This is a genomic window from Sorangium sp. So ce1504 (assembly GCF_051521635.1).
Taxonomy (GTDB): Bacteria; Myxococcota_A; Polyangia; order Polyangiales; family Polyangiaceae; genus Sorangium; species Sorangium cellulosum_B.
In genome coordinates this window covers 4,175,182-4,189,677 of record NZ_CP150365.1, presented here as the reverse complement: position 1 = coordinate 4,189,677, position 14,496 = coordinate 4,175,182, and the positions used below count along the sequence as shown (strand labels likewise).

Below are 14,496 nucleotides of genomic sequence, written 5' to 3'. Positions count from 1 at the left end.
CGGAAGCGCCGGCTGCGGCCTTCCCCATCGCTCCCGGGCCCCGAGCGCCGGCCGTCCCCCGCCTCACCGCCGCACGATCCCCGCGGATCAGTGAACCTCGCGCGACGAGCGCAGGTGAACGCAGGTTCACAAGCGGGTTCACAAAATGAGCGCCTCGTCGGGCTTCCCGGCGCTCCTCTCCTGCCGCCCCGTGGCACGCTGCGTGTTAGCGCGCGTCATGGTAGTCGTGCGGGAAGGCCGCGCCGGTGCCGGCCGCCGCTGGAGGACTTCGATGCTTCTTCATTCCCCCCTTGCGAAGATCCTGGGTCGAGGCGCGCTGTTCCTGATGATCACCGCGACCGCGACGGGCTGCGGCGGCTGTGGCGATGCGTCGCTCCAGTGCGACCCCGATGGTGAGAACTGTTTCCTCTGCGACGGTTACGGGTGTCGCCCCGTGGAGCCGGACATCGACGCCGCCAGCAGTGGGGGTCAGGGCGGCGCGGGTCCGGCAGACCCGGGCCAGGGCGGCGCGGGCCAAGGCGGCGCGGGGGGCGCGGAGGCCGAGTGCGACGCGGAGCTCACCACGTGTCCCTGCGACGGCGACAGCGCGTGCGAGGACGGCACGCGGTGCGTCGACGGGCTCTGCATCGCGGCGTGCGAGTTCAGCTACGAGTGCGGCGACGGCAGGGTGTGCGTGGACGGCGAGTGCGCCGATGGCTGCTCCAGCGCCGCGCCCTGCGCGGAGCCCGGCACGCGCTGCGACCGCGGGGTCTGCGTCCCCGACCCCGCGAACCCCGAGTGCGGCGACGCGGCCCCGTGCGAGGGCGGCGCGGTCTGCGTCGACGGCGCCTGCACCACCGGCTGCGCGACGCACGCGGACTGCGCGCCCGGCGAGGTGTGCAACGCGGCCACCGGCGCGTGCATGGACGACCCCTCGCCTCAGCCCGGCTGCGGCGCCAAGGCCTGCGCGGCGCAGGGCCAGGAGTGCATGGAGGACGGCTACTGCCACTACCCATGCGAGAACACGCGGGCCTGCCAGCTCATCGACAGCCGCTTCGTCGGCTGCGAGGACGGGTTCTGCAAGACGCGGGAGGAGGTCGCGCCGGAGTGCTCGCTCGACGAGCCTTGCCCCGACGGCGAGAGCTGCATCTCGGGCAAGTGCCTCTGATCCCCCGCACACCTTGACCGTCCGTCACGCGGCGGGTAATCGCCTCCAATGGTCTCCCGCTCTCCCGTCCATCGGCCCGCGCATCGGCCCGCGCCGCTCTTCGCTCGGATCGCCCGCGCCGCCGCCGTGTCGCTCGCCCTCGCCGTGCCGAGCGTCGCCGCCGCCGAGACCCGGATCGCCGTCGTCGACGTGCAGCACGCCGTCATGCAGACGGAGGACGGCATCCGAGCGCAGGCCACGCTGAAGAAGCTCTTCGACCGGCGGCAGCAGGAGCTCGACGCGAAGCAGACCGAGCTCCAGCGGGCGCGCGAGGACATCGAGAAGCAGTCGCGCGTGCTCTCGCGCGAGTCGCTCCAGAAGCGGATGGAGGACTGGCAGCGCCAGATGGTCGAGCTCCAGACCGTCTTCGTCGACTACAACAAGGAGCTCCAGAAGAAGCAAGGCGAGCTCACCGGGCCCATCCTCAAGAAGATGATGCTCATCGTCGGCAGGATCGCGAAGAAGTCGGGCTACGAGATCATCTTCGACAAGCAAGCGGCCCCGTACGTCCGCGCCGATCTCGATCTGACGGAGCAGGTCATCCAGCTCTACAACACCGGCGGCGGCGAGGACGACGCGGGCGGCGACAAGGCAGAGAAGAAGGACGACGCGAAGTAGCGCGCCGCCCGCGCGCTCCACACCGCGGAAAGGAGCCGGCCTTGCCTGAGCGAACCCAAGCGCCCGTCACGCTCGACATTCATCAGATCCTGTCGATCCTGCCGCACCGTTACCCCCTCGTGATGGTCGACCGGGTGACGGAGATCACCGCCAACAAGTGCATCCGCGGCTACAAGTGCGTCGCTTACAACGAGCCCTGGTTTCAGGGGCACTTCCCCCAGCGGCCGATCATGCCCGGGGTGCTGATCCTGGAGTCGCTCACGCAGCTCGGCGGCATCCTCGCCTATGCGTCGGATCCGTTCGACGCCACGTCGAACCTCATGTTCTTCCTCGGCATCGACAAGGCGAAGTTCCGCCACACCGTGACGCCCGGCGATCGGCTCGATCTCTACGCCGAGGTGCTGCACCACCGCTCGAACGTCTGGAAGCTGCGCGGCGAGGCGAGCGTCGACGGGACGCTCTGCGCCGAGGGAGAGATGCTCGCTTCCATCGTCGATCGCGAGCCCTGATCGGGGAGGGAGATCACGTCATGAGGCCCAGTCCATCGCCGTCGTTCGCCCGTGTCCTCGCGGCCCTCTGCGCCTCGCTCGCGCTGTCGCTCGCAAGCGGCTGCGGCGGCGCCGCGCCCATCGCGCCCCCGGCGCCCGAGACGGGCGGCGGCCTGATCGGCTCGGCGGCGCCCGAGCTCGCGGCCGAGGTCGTGAGCGGCGAGGGGCCCTCCACGCTCAAGGAGGCGCGCGGCAAGGTGGTGATCGTCGATTTCTGGGCGACCTACTGCCGCCCCTGCAGAAGATCGTTCCCCAAGTACCAGGAGCTCGTCGACCGCTTCGGCGGCAATCTCGCCGTGCTCGCCGTCTCCCTCGATGCACCCGAGGACGTCTCGACGGAGCAGCTCGCGGGGTTCGCGGACGAGGCGGGCGTCAGGTTCAAGATCCTCTGGGACAAGGACCAGAGCGCGGAGAAGGCGTACAGGCCGCGGCGGATGCCGACCGCGTTCGTCGTCGATCGGGGCGGCATCGTGCGCCATGTCCACGCGGGCTACGAGGACGGCGAGGAGGACAAGATCTCCCGGGAGGTCGAGGCGCTGCTCGGCCCGGCGGCGGCTCCGCCGCCTGCCGACGGCGGCCGCCGATCCCCTTGACGCTCCCGAGGAGGCGACGCTCGTCTTGATGACCCCCACCCTGATCCGGCGCGTCTCGGTCGAGGCGCTCGACATCCCCCTGCACGAGCCGTTCGGCATCGCCGGCGGCGCGCAGGAGCGCGCGGCGAACCTCCTCGTCACCGTGGAGCTCGCCGACGGGACGCTCGGCTTCGGCGAGGCGGCGCCGCTGCCCGCGTTCAACGGCGAGACGCAGGACGGATCGCGCGCCGCCGCCCTCTCCTTGCGCGAGGCCGTGGTGGGCTCGGACGCGCGCGCGTGGCGCGCCGTCGCGCGCGCGCTCCGCGAGGCGTCCGGGGGCGGCGCCGGCGCGGCGCGCTGCGCGATCGAGACCGCGATCCTCGACGCGCTCACGAAGCGCGCGGGCATGCCGCTCTGGGCCTTCTTCGGCGGCTCCGGGACGGCGCTCACGACCGACATCACCATCACCACCGGCTCGCCGGAGCGCGCGGAGGAGGCCGCGCGGCGCGCCGCGGCCATGGGCTTCGGCGCGCTCAAGGTGAAGGTCGGCGGCCGCCTCGCCGCGTCGGACCCCGCGCGCATCGAGGCGATCCACGCGGCCGCGCCCGGGGCGTCGCTGATCCTCGACGGCAACGGCGGGCTCACGGCGGGCGAGGCGCTCGCGCTCGTCGCGCACGCGCGCCGGCTCGGCGCGGACGTCGCGCTGCTGGAGCAGCCGGTGCCGCGGGACGACTGGGACGGCATGAAGGAGGTCACGCGGCGCGCGGGCGTCGACGTGGCCGCCGACGAGAGCGCCGCCTCCGCGGAGGACGTCCTCCGCGTCGCGGCGGAGCGCGCGGCGACCGTGGTCAACATCAAGCTGATGAAGGGCGGCATCGCCGAGGCGCTCGACATCGCGGCGGTCGCCCGCGCCGCGGGGCTCGGGCTCATGATCGGCGGGATGGTCGAGTCGGCGCTCGCGATGACGGCGTCGGCGTGCTTCGCCGCCGGCCTCGGCGGGTTCTCGTTCGTCGATCTCGACACGCCCATGTTCCTCGCCGAGAACCCGTTCGACGGCGGCTTCGTCCAGCGAGGCCCGGCGCTCTCCCTCGAGGGGATCCGCGCCGGCCACGGCGTCACCCCGAAGCGCCGCTCTCCAGGGGCGGGCTAGCGGCCGCGTCGCCGACGGCGCCGATCCACGCCGGCACGCCCAGCTGATCGAACGGGCCCCGCAGGTCGTCGGGCAGCGGCGCGGCGAGGCGCAGCGGCGCGCCCGTCTCGGGGTGGGCGACGGCGAGCTCGGCCGCGTGGAGCGCGAGGCGGTGCAGCGCATACCGCTCGCGGAACAGGCGGTTGTGCTCGCCCTTGCCGTAGTTCACGTCGCCGATGATCGGGTGGCTGATGTGCTTGAGGTGCCTCCGCACCTGGTGCAGGCGGCCCGTGCGCGGGCGCGCCTCGACGACGGCGTAGCGCTCGAGCGCGTGGAGGCGCTCGAAGTCGGTGACGGCCGGCACGCGCGGGCCCCCCTCGCGCCGCGGGATCGGGTGATCGATGCACCCGCGCTCGGGGGGCACGCCGCGGACGAGCGCCAGGTAGCGCTTCCGCGCGAGGCCCTGCTCGAACTGCGCGCAGAGCAGCGCGGCGGCGGCGGCGTCGAGCGCGACGAGCAGCACGCCGCTCGTCGCCCGGTCGAGGCGGTGGACCGGGTAGACCTTCCGGCCCAGCGCGCGCTCGGCGAGGTCGACGAACACGACCGGCGCGTCGCCCCAGCCGCGGTGCACGAGCAGCCCGGACGGCTTCGCGAAGGCCGCGACGCGATCGTCCAGGTGGAGCAGGGAGAGCTGCGTCGCGGCCGCGCTCATCCGGTCCCGAGCGCGAGGTACCGCGCGAGCCGCTGGTACAGGGCGGCCGCGAGCTCCGCGTCGTGCTCGCAGACCTCGGCGAAATCGTCCTTGCGGATCCGGATGAGCCGCGTCCGCGCCGCGGCGACGGGCAGATCGCCCTTGCGCCGCGCCCCCACGAGCGACTCCGGGAAGAGCAGGCCGGAGGACCCGACGCGCCGCCCGTCCGGCAGATTCACGGCCCCGTCGAGCACCAGGTAAGCGACCAGATCGCTGGCGACGTCGCGCGGGATCCGATCCCCCGCGCCGAGCTCCACCTCCACGCCGGCCGCGAGCGCCCCGAGCACCGCCGCGGGGCTCATGCCGGCGAGGAGCGGGCACGCGGAGAGCACCGACAGATCGCGCGAGGACGGGCCGGCGTCGTCCGCGCGCTTGACGAAGCGCTCCTTGATGTCGATGACGATCACGCTCGCGTTGTCGTGGCCTCCCCGCTCGCGCGCGTGGCCGAGGAGGCCGGCGGCGACCTCCTCGGGCCCGCCCTTCGAGCAGAAGCGCGAGAGCGACGCCTCGCTGTCGATCGCGTTGTGCACCCCGTCGGTGCAGAGGAGGATGCGGTCGCCGCGCGACAGATCGACGAACACGGTGTCGACCGCGACGGTGCCCGCGAGCCCGATCGCGTTCACGAGCGGGTTCCGTTGCGGCTTCCTGGCAGGGGTCGGGTTGCCGGCCGCGCGGAGCGTATCGTAGAGGGCGTGGTCCTGGGTGAGCTGGACGGTGGTCGTCGGGCGAACCAGGTACGCGCGGCTGTCGCCCGCGTGGGCGAAGAACGCCCGGCTGTGCGCGAGCACGACGAAATCGAGCGTCGTGCCCATCCCCTGGTAGCTCGGCTCCGTGCGGCGCGCCTCCAGGATGGCCGCGTGCGCGGCCTCGCCCACGCGCCGGAGCAGCGCGAACACCTCGCGCCGCGCCTCGATGTTCGGGTCGGCCACGTACGCGTCGAGGATGGCGGCGGCGGGCGGACGGAGCACCTCGCCGCGCACCGTGTCGACGGCGATCTGAGCCGCGACCTCGCCCGCGGCGTGGCCGCCCATGCCGTCGGCGATGCCGAAGAGGGCGAGCTCGGGGCAACAGAGGATCCGGTCCTCATTGCTCGGGCGGACGAGGCCGACATCGGTCGATGCGGCGAACTCGATGCGATAGTCGAAGCGTGGGAGGATCCGGGACACCGCGACCAGGATAGACACCGTGCGGGCGGCGTCAAAATGGCGCGTCTGTCGGCGACCGCGCGACGGCTCCACGCCCGCTCGCCTGCGTCGGCCGGCGCTCGCCCGGCGCTCGCCCTCCCCCTGCCGCGAGCGCGCGCCACGTTGCCGCCCCGCTGCCCCGCTGGCGCCGCCGCGCCAGAGGGGGGCAGCGGGGCCTCGCCCTGGTCCCGCTGACGCGGGCCGGCGCGCCCTGCGCACCGGCCGAGGCGAGGCCGTGCCTCCGGCGGACACACCAGCGTGCAACGCGCACGGATCCACGGTTGGCCCGACTCTCGCGTCTTCGGGGAGCATGCAACTCATCGAGGTGGACGTCGGGCGCTTTCGGCTCGAATTCGGCGGAGGGCTCGGGCTGGAGGTCATCGTCCTGTTCAGCCGCTCGGTGGCCTTCTGGCGCTGGGGCGGCGAGCTCGTTGCGGAGGTCAGCGTCGGCGTGAGCTGAACCGGACAGCCGTCGTCTCGACCCGAGCCCCGCCGGCCACAGCAGATTCGGGGCGCGCAGCGAAAGAGCCCCAGACGAAAAATTCCGGTAGGATTCGGCTCGACCGCATGAGGCCTCGCTGCTGTCTGACATCCACCACGCTCGCTCCTGCCGCGGCTCTGCCGGAGGCCTGCGAAGCGACTCGGCCATTCACGCTCGAGCTCGACGGTCCGACGCGGACCGCGGGGCGCGCGACCTCGCGCCGCTCGTGGAGCGCGCGATGACGGTAGAACCGCGGATCGACGTCGCCACGATGCGGCGAGCGCTGTCCACCGCCGAGGCGGTGATGGCGCTGAACCCTCCCGAGTCGCCGATGAGCGAGGGGTACCGGCTGTTCCGGGTGTCAGGCGGTGACGTCGCGTGGCTGGACCTGCCCGCGAACAGCGGCGCATATGCCGTCTTCGGCTCGCACCCGCGCTGCGACATGAAGTTCGCGTCGGGCGACGATGTCTGCGTGCGCCACCTGGTCGCCACCTGCTGCAACCTCCCCGACGGCGGCTTCGGGCTGCGGCTCATGGATCTGCAGACCTCGATCCCCTTCTTCGTGGACGACGACGTGCCGCGGCGGTCGATCGTCGTCAGCGGCCCGCTGCTCGTGCGCATCGGCAAGCACGTGGTCGGCGGGCTCCCGGTCGGGCCGCGCGCCTCGTCGAGGGTGCTCGAGGTGAGCTCGTGCGGGATGAGCGAGCCGCCGCGCGGCATCGAGAGCGTCGCGGGCAAGGCCGTCATCGAGGGCGCCGCGCCGCCGGCGGCGACCGAGGGCATCACGACCAGCCACCGCTTCGCCCGCGGGGAGATCTCGCACATCACGTCGGTGCGCCCCGTCTCGCACATCGAGGAGATGGTGGCGCCGCGCGCGAAGAGCGGGTACGTGCGGCTCACGCTGCAATCGAGCGAGCGCAGCGCCGCGGTCGAGCTGCCCCAGCAAGCGCTCGACGACGGCGTGCTGCTCGGGCGCGCCGACAACTGCCTGGACCGCGGCCTGCGCTCCGTCCTGAGCACGCACATCTCGCGGACCCACCTGCTGCTCCTGCGGGACGGCGCGGAGATCATGGCCCTCGATCTCTGCTCGACGAACGGGACGAGGTTCGCAGGCCAGAAGGTCCGCCGCGTGATGGTGCCCGCCGAGGGCCTCGCGCTCACGCTCGGCCCCGAGCTCACGCTGATCTGGCACCCGCAGACCTGACACGCTGGCCGCCCTCGCGGCGAGACGCCTGGCGATCCCCGAAGTGCGGCACGTCCGGCCGAAGCACCGCACTCCCCAGGCCGCGCCGCGAGGAGCGCGGCGCGCTACGCTAGAAGCTGGCGCGCGATGACGAGGCGCTGGATCTGGCTCGTGCCTTCGTAGATCTGGAGGACCTTCGCGTCGCGCATCATCTTCTCGACGGGGTACTCCTTCACGTAGCCGTTGCCGCCGAACACCTGCACGGCGTCCACGGCGGTCTGCATGGCGCTGTCAGCGCCGTAGGCCTTCGCGAAGCTCGAGACGATCGGGTCGCGCACCCCGTGATCGAGGTTCCACGCAGCCTTCTGGTAGAGCAGGCGCGTCCCCTCGACGCGGATCGCCATCTCCGCGAGCATCCACTGGATGAGCTGGTGGTTGCCGATCGGCTGGCCGAAGGTCTTGCGCTCCTTGGCGTAGGCCACGCACTCGTCGACGCAGCGCCGCATCAGGCCCGTCGCGGCCGCGCCGATGTCGGGGCGGGTCTGGTTGAAGGTCTCCATGGCGAGCTTGAAGCCCTGCCCCTCGGGCGCGAGCAGGTTCGCCTTCGGCACCTTCACATCATCGAGGAACACCTGGGCGGTGTCGCTCGCCCGCTGGCCGAGCTTGTCCTCCTTCTTGCCGACGCGAACGCCGGGCGTGTCGCGGTCCACGATGAACGCCGCGATCCCCTTGTGCCGCAGCTCCGGGTTCGACGTCGCGAAGATCACGTAGTAACGCGCGTAGCTCGCGTTCGTGATCCAGCACTTCTGCCCGTTCAGCACGTAGTCGTCCCCGTGCTTCGTGAAGCGCGTCTTGAGGCCCGCGACGTCGCTGCCCGCGTCCGGCTCGCTCGTGCAGTAGCTCGCCATGATCGGCTCGGCGGTGAGCATGCCGAGGTACTTCTTCTTCTGATCCTCGTTGCCGGCGAGCTTGATGGGGGTGAGCGCGAGGCCGTTCGCGAGGAAGCTCGTCTGGATCCCGGTACACCCGTACGAGAGCTCCTCGGCGAGGAGGGCGTTCTCGAGCTCGCCCATCCCCGGGCCGCCGTACTCGGCCGGGCAGGTCGGGTTGACGAGGCCGATGTTCCAGCCCTCCACGAAGACATCCATCGGGAAGTACGATTTCTGATCGCACTCGGCCGCGATCGGGAGGATGCGCTCCTTCGTGAAGCGACGCGCCGTATCGATGAGAGCCTTGTGCTCTTCGCTCACAGAGAAATCGACCACCTTGTGACCTCCGGCTAGTGGGGCGGGGACGGCGCTCACCGGGCCCGCCAGCTACGCGGGACGAGGGCCTGCGCCCCCGTCACTCCTTCATTCTGCGCCTGCGTCGCTCGAGCTCGGCGCGCACGGCGCGGCTGCCCAGAATGTAGCCGACGATCAGCCCAAGCATCAGCACCACGGGGATGTAGAGCGCGTGCTGCGGGGTCATCTCCCCCAGGTTCGGCATCAGCTCGCCCCCTGGCCCGCTCCAGCCCGTGCCTTCTGCACGGCGGCCTCGAGCGCGTCGATGCGCCGGTCGATCTGCTTCTGCCGGCGCCAGGAGACGAAGACCAGCGCGAAGAGGATGAGCCAGATCGCGGCGTACGCCTCGACCAGCAGCTTCTCTCCGCTCTGCATGTCGTTCCCCCCCTGAACGGGGCGGAACGCCTGCGCTCGGTCGTCCGTCGTGGTGCTCGTCGGCTGCTGCAACGCCGCATGGGAGAACAAGGAATGATTGGATTTCACGTTGTCAGTCCTCTCCGATGCCGGCTTCGAGGGCCTCTTGCTCGAGCTCCGCGAGCCGCGCGGACGCGAGATCGACGCGGTAACGCGCCCACACGAGCGCGAGGGTGAGCAGGGTGAACGAGAGGAAGCCGAAGCCGAGCGCCATCTTCATGTCAGGGTGCCCGAGGCCGCCGCCTTTGCCCGTGATGACCGTGGGGTGGTTACCGCCCCACATCTTCACCGAATAATGGATGATCGGCAGGTTGGCCGCGCCGAGGACGCCCAGGGCCGCCGCGAACTTGCGCTCGGCGTCGCTGTCGCCGGTGAAGGCGCGGAGCACGACGTAAGCGATGTAGATAAGCACGCTGAGCAGCGACGTCGTGAGGCGCGGATCCCACGTCCAGTACACGCCCCACGCCTTGGCGGCCCACAGCGGGCCGGTGACGAGGACGATCAGCCCCATCGCCACGGCGACCTCGGCGCCGGCCTTCGCCAGCGAATCCCAGCGCTGGGTGCCGCGCGCGAGGTAGCCGGCGGAGCCGATGAAGCAGACGGTCGCGCCGATGTACATCGCGTACCCGGCGGGGGCGTGGAAGTAGAAGATCTTCTGCACGATCCCCATCGTGGCCTCGGTCGGCACGACGTACGCCACGAAGTGGAGAGTGCCGATGACGGCGAGGGCCGACGCCGCGAGCAGGACGTAAAACGCGATGCTGGCGCCCGCGGACGCGCCGCTCGTCGCGCGCCGCGCCGCATCACCGTTCGCTGCCAAAGCCACCTTGTGCGGCGCCCGCTCGACGTTGACGTTGGCTCCCATGCTGTCGCGCACCGTACTGCCAAGGACGGTCGCGTTCAAGCCGGGGTGACGCGGAGCCGAGCGACGCGGCGCGTGCCTCAGCGCGGCCGCCCCCTCGCTCAGGTGCCGTCCGGCGCGATGGCGTCCCAGCCGGTCGCCTTCGCGAGCCGCGACATCGCCATGTCGAGATCCATCGTCGCGTTCAGCTGGTTAAATCGGTTCGTGGCATATGCCTTGGCTGGATCGATGAGATCCTTGTCCGCCATCGTGCCGACGTCGATTCCTTGCTGCACCATCACGAGCCAGCGCTTCCCGTACTTGGCCGCCTTGGTGTAGGCGTCGAGCCGCTTCTGGGCCTCCACGACCTCGGCATAGGCGGTCTCGACCTCGGTCGCGACCCCGCCCATGGCGAAGCGCTGCGTCGCGGCCATCTCCTCGAGCTGCGCCTCGGCGGCGCGGATGCGCGCCGATTGCGGCAAGAGGTCGAGCTTCCACTGCAGCGCGAGCGCCGCGCTGTAGTGGAAGAAGTTGCCGGGGTCGCTGGTGAACGGGTTCAGCTGATCCGCGACCTCCGGGGCGGCGCTCACCCCGACCTGCAGGGCGATGCCGATGTCGGGGAACAGCTGCGCGCGCGCGAGCCGCACCTGCGCGGACCTCGCGTCGAAGCCGGCGCGCGCCTGCGCGAGCTCCGGCCGGTAGAGGCGCGCGGCGGTCAGGTAACGGGTGACGTGGCCGAGCCGGTGGTTCGGCGGGCGGATCGGGACGTCGGGGATGTCGAGATCCGCGACGCCCGTGTAGAAGCGCAGCCCCGCCAGCGCGACCGAGATGTACTTGTCGACCTCGGCCCCGCGCGCCTCGAGCTCGGCCCCGAAGGTCTGCAGCTTGAGCAGCTCGATGGGATCACCCTCCTCGCTCTCGACCTGCTCCTCGAGGCGCCGGAGGGCCTTGTCCATCTCGGCCCTCACGTCGACGAGCAGGCTCCGCGAGTCGCGCGCGAGCTGGAGGCCGAAATAGGCCTTGCGGACGTCGAGCCGCACCGCGTCCCGCTCCTTCTCGACGCTCGCCTGGTTCACCCGGACGTTCGCCTCGGCGGCGTCCCAGAGGTTCGTGATCTTCCCGAACGTCCAGAGCGGGACGACGCCGTCGATGTTCACGCGCCAGCCGACCCCGAGGCTCGAGGTGAGCGAGACGTCGGTGTTCGGGCTGAAGACGTTGTTCCCGCGGACGGTCGGCGCGAGCGCGACGCCGCCCGTCAGCTTGAACTGCGAGAACGGGGCGTACCGGGCCTCGTCGAGCTGCGCGCGGACCTGGTCGAGCTTCGCGCGCGCGGCGGCGACGTTCGGGTGATTGCGGTCGGCGAGCGCGAGCACGCCGGGGAGATCGTGGACCACCGCCGCTCGCCGCCCGGGCGCCCCGCCGGTGTCGGCGGCGGCAGCAGGGAGCGGCGCGAGCCGGACCGCGAGGGAAACGGCGGCGGCAGCAAGGGCAGCTCGTGCAGCGCGTCGGGCCATTTTCGGCGCAACGTAGCACGAGCCGGCCGCGCGCTTCTGCGACGTGCGCGCGCGACGTGCGCCGCGACGTGCGCCGCGACCGCGCGTCAGCCCGCGCCGCCCTTGCTCGGCCCCGCCCCGTCGCTCTCCCCCTGCGCTGCCTCGTCTCCGCGCGACGCGACCTTTTTCTTCAGCCTCCGGAAGTTCGAGCGATCCATCCCCGCCTGCCGCGCCGCCTCGCTGAGGTTGTTGCCCGTGCGCTCCAGCAGGCGCCCGACGTAGATCTGATCGAACGCGTCGACGGCGCGCTCCTTGGCCTCCGCGTAGGGGAGATCGCAGAGCTCGGCCGGCAAGACGAGCGCGTCCCTCGGAGGGCGAAGCGGCGGCCCGGAGCGCCCCGACACCGAGGGCGGCAGATCCGCGGGCAAGATCGCCTCGCCGCGCGCGGAGATCACGGCGTGCTCGATGGCGCTCTCGAGCTCGCGCGCGTTGCCCGGCCACGCGTGCTCGCGGAGCAGGCGCGCCGCCTCGGGGCCGATCCGCTTGACGTCGCGCCCGTGCCTGCGCGCGCACCGGTTCAGGAAGTGGCTCGCGAGCAGCGCGACGTCCTCCTTGCGCCGCCGGAGCGGCGGCAGCTCGACGACGATGACGCCGAGGCGGTACGCGAGATCCTCCCGGATCTGGCCGGCGGAGGCGAGCTCGCGGAGGTCTTCGCACGTCGACGCGATCACGCGCACGTCGACGCGGCGCGGCTCGCCCCCCACCCTCGCGATCTCGCCGTGCGTGAGGACCCGGAGCACCCTGGCCTGGGCCGCGGGCGGCAGCGCCGAGACCTCGTCGAGGAAGAGCGTGCCCTTGTCCGCCGCCTCGATCAGGCCCCCGCGGGCGCGCCCGTCCTGCGAGGCGTCGCCGCCTTCGCCGAAGAGCTCGACCTCGGCCCGCGACGCCGGCAGCGCGCTGCAGTCGACGGCGACGAACGGCCGCGCGGCGCGCGGGCCGCGCCGGTGGACGGCGCGCGCGACGAGCTCCTTGCCCGTCCCGCGCTCGCCGATCAGCAGGAGGGGCGCGCCGACGGCCGCCACGCCGAGCGCCTTCCTGTAGGCGTCCTGCATCGCGGCGGAGCTCGTGATCACCTCGCCGAGCTGCTCGTGCTCGTCGACCCGCTCCTCGAGGGCCCGCGCGCGGCCCTCGAGCCGCCGGCGCTCGATCGCGCGCTCGATCGCGATCGAGACCGCGGCCTCCGCGTCGACGGGCTTCGTCACGAACCCGTACGCGCCGGCGCGCACGGCCGCGATCGCGGCGTCGAGGTCGGCGTGGCCGGCCATCACGACGACCTCGACGTCGGGGTACGTGGCCCTGATCCGCTCGAGCACCTCGGCGCCGCTCATGCGCGGCATGGCGAGGTCGAGCAGCACCGCCTCGACGCGGGTCGTCGCGAGCAGCCCGAGCGCCGCGGGGCCGTCCTCCGCGGTGAGGACGTCGAAGTCGCGCACGAGCGCGCGCGCCAGGCCGCGGCGCAGGGCCGGCTCGTCGTCGACGAGGAGGATACGGGCGCGATCTGCGGCGTTCACGAGGCGGAGCGGCGGGGCGGGGCTACAGCGGCTTGCGTGAGGCGAAGGGCGGGAGGTCGGTGCCCCGGCGCGTCTGCGGCTCCCTCGGCTCGTCCGCGGCCGTGTGCGCCGCGTGCGTCGCGGCGAAGGCGGGATCGCTGGAGCGGCGGAGCTTCCCTGGCGGCGGCGAGGACTGCGGCTCGCCGCTCGCCGCCGGCGTGTAGATCTGGCCGTGCTGCTGGAAGACGCAGATCCGGTTGCCGCCCTCGCGCTTCGCCTGGTTGAGCGCGCTCTCGGCGGCGCGGATCAGCCCGTCCTTGGAGCGGACGTCGCGCGAGGGGTAGAGCGCGACGCCGATCGATACGCTGCACGGCCTCGCCTCTCCGCCGAACTCGACCGGGTTGCCGGCGGCCTCGCGCCAGATCCGCTCGGCCACCGTCAGCGACCCGGCGAAGTGGGTGCTCGGCAGGACGATGAGGAACTCCTCGCCGCCGTAGCGCGCGACCACGTCGACCTCCCGGACGGAGCGGCGGATCCCATCGGCCACGCGCCGGATCACGGCGTCGCCGAGCGTGCGCCCCCCGGTCTCGTTCATCGCCTTCAGCCGATCGATGTCGACGAGCACGCAGGCGAACGGCTCGTGGTAGCGCTCCGCGCGCTTGAACTCCTCGTTGAGCCGCGTGAAGAGGTAACGGTAGTTGTAGAGCCCCGTCATCTCGTCGTGGATGGAGAGCTGCTCCAGGTAGGCGCGCTGCGCCGCGACCTGGTCGTGCAGCCGCTTGATCCGGAGCATCGCGCCGACCCGCGCGAGGAGCTCCTCCTCCTCGAACGGCTTGCAGACGTAGTCGTCGGCGCCGATCTTGAGCCCCTCGACCCGGTTCGCCGTGTCGCTCTTCACGGTGACCAGCACGACGGGGAGGAACGACTCGGAGGTCATGCTCTTGAGCAGCCTGCACGCCTCGAGGCCGGTGAGCCGGGGCATCACGATGTCGAGGAGCACGAGATCGACCCCTCCCCGCCCGATCAGCTCGATCGCCTCCTGACCGTCGTCGACCGCCTCGACCTGGAAGCCCGCCTTGTGGAGGATGCTCACCAGCATCTGGCGCGCGAGGCGGTCGTCGTCCGCGACGACGATCCTGGCCGGTCGACCGCTCGGGAGCTCGATCGGCGCGGAGAGCGGAGCGCTTCGGAGTTCGTCGCTGTTCGGCACCGGCACATCCTCCCTTCAGCCGGGGCCGGGCGCAACGAGATCGCGCTGCGGCG

16 protein-coding genes are annotated in these 14,496 nt (G+C 72.1%); 7 read left to right on the top strand and 9 right to left on the bottom strand.

Annotation, left to right across the window (positions count from 1 at the left end; genetic code table 11):
- Positions 1–271: 271 nt before the first annotated feature.
- The 5 genes from WMF39_RS15890 to WMF39_RS15870 are packed head-to-tail and all read left to right on the top strand — an operon-like array spanning position 272 to position 4,074.
- A complete protein-coding gene (locus WMF39_RS15890) occupies positions 272–1,147 on the top strand; it encodes a hypothetical protein (RefSeq protein ID WP_437746346.1) in 876 nt (291 codons plus the stop codon).
- Between the two features lie 48 nt (positions 1,148–1,195).
- Positions 1,196–1,804 carry an OmpH family outer membrane protein gene (locus tag WMF39_RS15885; RefSeq protein WP_437746345.1) on the top strand — a complete coding sequence of 203 codons (609 nt, stop codon included), beginning with the start codon at positions 1,196–1,198 and terminating at the stop codon, positions 1,802–1,804.
- A 41-nt stretch (positions 1,805–1,845) separates the two neighbouring features.
- On the top strand, positions 1,846–2,313 hold the full coding sequence (gene fabZ, locus WMF39_RS15880; RefSeq protein ID WP_012235490.1) for a 3-hydroxyacyl-ACP dehydratase FabZ: 468 nt from the start codon (positions 1,846–1,848) through the stop codon (positions 2,311–2,313).
- Positions 2,314–2,333: 20 nt separating this feature from the next.
- Positions 2,334–2,945, top strand: coding sequence for a TlpA family protein disulfide reductase (locus tag WMF39_RS15875; protein ID WP_437746344.1), 612 nt, complete (start codon positions 2,334–2,336; stop codon positions 2,943–2,945).
- A 28-nt stretch (positions 2,946–2,973) separates the two neighbouring features.
- Positions 2,974–4,074 (top strand): dipeptide epimerase, encoded by a 1,101-nt coding sequence (locus tag WMF39_RS15870; protein WP_437746343.1) that lies wholly within the window; start codon positions 2,974–2,976, stop codon positions 4,072–4,074.
- Here the strand turns inward: WMF39_RS15870 and WMF39_RS15865 are convergent.
- Positions 4,040–4,765, bottom strand: coding sequence for a pseudouridine synthase (locus tag WMF39_RS15865; RefSeq protein WP_437746342.1), 726 nt, complete (start codon positions 4,763–4,765; stop codon positions 4,040–4,042). The two genes, WMF39_RS15870 and WMF39_RS15865, sit on opposite strands and share 35 nt — an antisense overlap.
- Positions 4,762–5,970 carry a protein phosphatase 2C domain-containing protein gene (locus WMF39_RS15860; RefSeq protein ID WP_437746341.1) on the bottom strand — a complete coding sequence of 403 codons (1,209 nt, stop codon included), beginning with the start codon at positions 5,968–5,970 and terminating at the stop codon, positions 4,762–4,764. The genes WMF39_RS15865 and WMF39_RS15860 overlap by 4 nt, the downstream gene beginning before the upstream one ends.
- A gap of 328 nt (positions 5,971–6,298) precedes the next feature.
- Between WMF39_RS15860 and WMF39_RS15855 the strand changes: the two genes are divergently transcribed.
- Positions 6,299–6,448: a hypothetical protein gene (locus WMF39_RS15855; RefSeq protein ID WP_157906681.1), complete on the top strand. Its 150-nt coding sequence runs from the start codon at positions 6,299–6,301 to the stop codon at positions 6,446–6,448.
- A 259-nt stretch (positions 6,449–6,707) separates the two neighbouring features.
- On the top strand, positions 6,708–7,673 hold the full coding sequence (locus WMF39_RS15850) for an FHA domain-containing protein (protein WP_437746340.1): 966 nt from the start codon (positions 6,708–6,710) through the stop codon (positions 7,671–7,673).
- Between the two features lie 104 nt (positions 7,674–7,777).
- Here WMF39_RS15850 and WMF39_RS15845 read toward each other — a convergent pair whose 3' ends face one another.
- The 7 genes from WMF39_RS15845 to WMF39_RS15815 all read right to left on the bottom strand — a co-directional run bounded on the left by WMF39_RS15845 (position 7,778) and on the right by WMF39_RS15815 (position 14,443).
- Positions 7,778–8,917 carry an acyl-CoA dehydrogenase family protein gene (locus tag WMF39_RS15845; RefSeq protein WP_437552715.1) on the bottom strand — a complete coding sequence of 380 codons (1,140 nt, stop codon included), beginning with the start codon at positions 8,915–8,917 and terminating at the stop codon, positions 7,778–7,780.
- Between the two features lie 79 nt (positions 8,918–8,996).
- Positions 8,997–9,140, bottom strand: coding sequence for a hypothetical protein (locus tag WMF39_RS15840; protein ID WP_012235483.1), 144 nt, complete (start codon positions 9,138–9,140; stop codon positions 8,997–8,999).
- Positions 9,140–9,418 (bottom strand): CcmD family protein, encoded by a 279-nt coding sequence (locus tag WMF39_RS15835; protein ID WP_012235482.1) that lies wholly within the window; start codon positions 9,416–9,418, stop codon positions 9,140–9,142. The genes WMF39_RS15840 and WMF39_RS15835 overlap by 1 nt, the downstream gene beginning before the upstream one ends.
- Before the next feature lie 4 nt (positions 9,419–9,422).
- Positions 9,423–10,214 (bottom strand): cytochrome c biogenesis protein, encoded by a 792-nt coding sequence (locus tag WMF39_RS15830; protein WP_437746339.1) that lies wholly within the window; start codon positions 10,212–10,214, stop codon positions 9,423–9,425.
- A gap of 98 nt (positions 10,215–10,312) precedes the next feature.
- Positions 10,313–11,584: a TolC family protein gene (locus tag WMF39_RS15825; RefSeq protein WP_437746338.1), complete on the bottom strand. Its 1,272-nt coding sequence runs from the start codon at positions 11,582–11,584 to the stop codon at positions 10,313–10,315.
- A 206-nt stretch (positions 11,585–11,790) separates the two neighbouring features.
- Positions 11,791–13,254 carry a sigma-54-dependent transcriptional regulator gene (locus WMF39_RS15820; protein WP_437746337.1) on the bottom strand — a complete coding sequence of 488 codons (1,464 nt, stop codon included), beginning with the start codon at positions 13,252–13,254 and terminating at the stop codon, positions 11,791–11,793.
- A 22-nt stretch (positions 13,255–13,276) separates the two neighbouring features.
- Positions 13,277–14,443 (bottom strand): diguanylate cyclase, encoded by a 1,167-nt coding sequence (locus tag WMF39_RS15815; protein WP_437746336.1) that lies wholly within the window; start codon positions 14,441–14,443, stop codon positions 13,277–13,279.
- Between the last annotated feature and the right edge of the window lie 53 nt (positions 14,444–14,496).

Bases quoted from the DNA above. Each gene is read 5' to 3' on its own strand.
- WMF39_RS15890 (WP_437746346.1), top strand. From the start codon at position 272: ATGCTTCTTCATTCCCCCCTTGCGAAGATCCTGGGTCGAGGCGCGCTG.
- WMF39_RS15885 (WP_437746345.1), top strand. From the start codon at position 1,196: ATGGTCTCCCGCTCTCCCGTCCATCGGCCCGCGCATCGGCCCGCGCCG.
- WMF39_RS15875 (WP_437746344.1), top strand. From the start codon at position 2,334: ATGAGGCCCAGTCCATCGCCGTCGTTCGCCCGTGTCCTCGCGGCCCTC.
- WMF39_RS15870 (WP_437746343.1), top strand. From the start codon at position 2,974: ATGACCCCCACCCTGATCCGGCGCGTCTCGGTCGAGGCGCTCGACATC.
- WMF39_RS15865 (WP_437746342.1), bottom strand. From the start codon at position 4,765: ATGAGCGCGGCCGCGACGCAGCTCTCCCTGCTCCACCTGGACGATCGC.
- WMF39_RS15855 (WP_157906681.1), top strand. From the start codon at position 6,299: ATGCAACTCATCGAGGTGGACGTCGGGCGCTTTCGGCTCGAATTCGGC.
- WMF39_RS15850 (WP_437746340.1), top strand. From the start codon at position 6,708: ATGACGGTAGAACCGCGGATCGACGTCGCCACGATGCGGCGAGCGCTG.
- WMF39_RS15840 (WP_012235483.1), bottom strand. From the start codon at position 9,140: ATGCCGAACCTGGGGGAGATGACCCCGCAGCACGCGCTCTACATCCCC.
- WMF39_RS15830 (WP_437746339.1), bottom strand. From the start codon at position 10,214: ATGGGAGCCAACGTCAACGTCGAGCGGGCGCCGCACAAGGTGGCTTTG.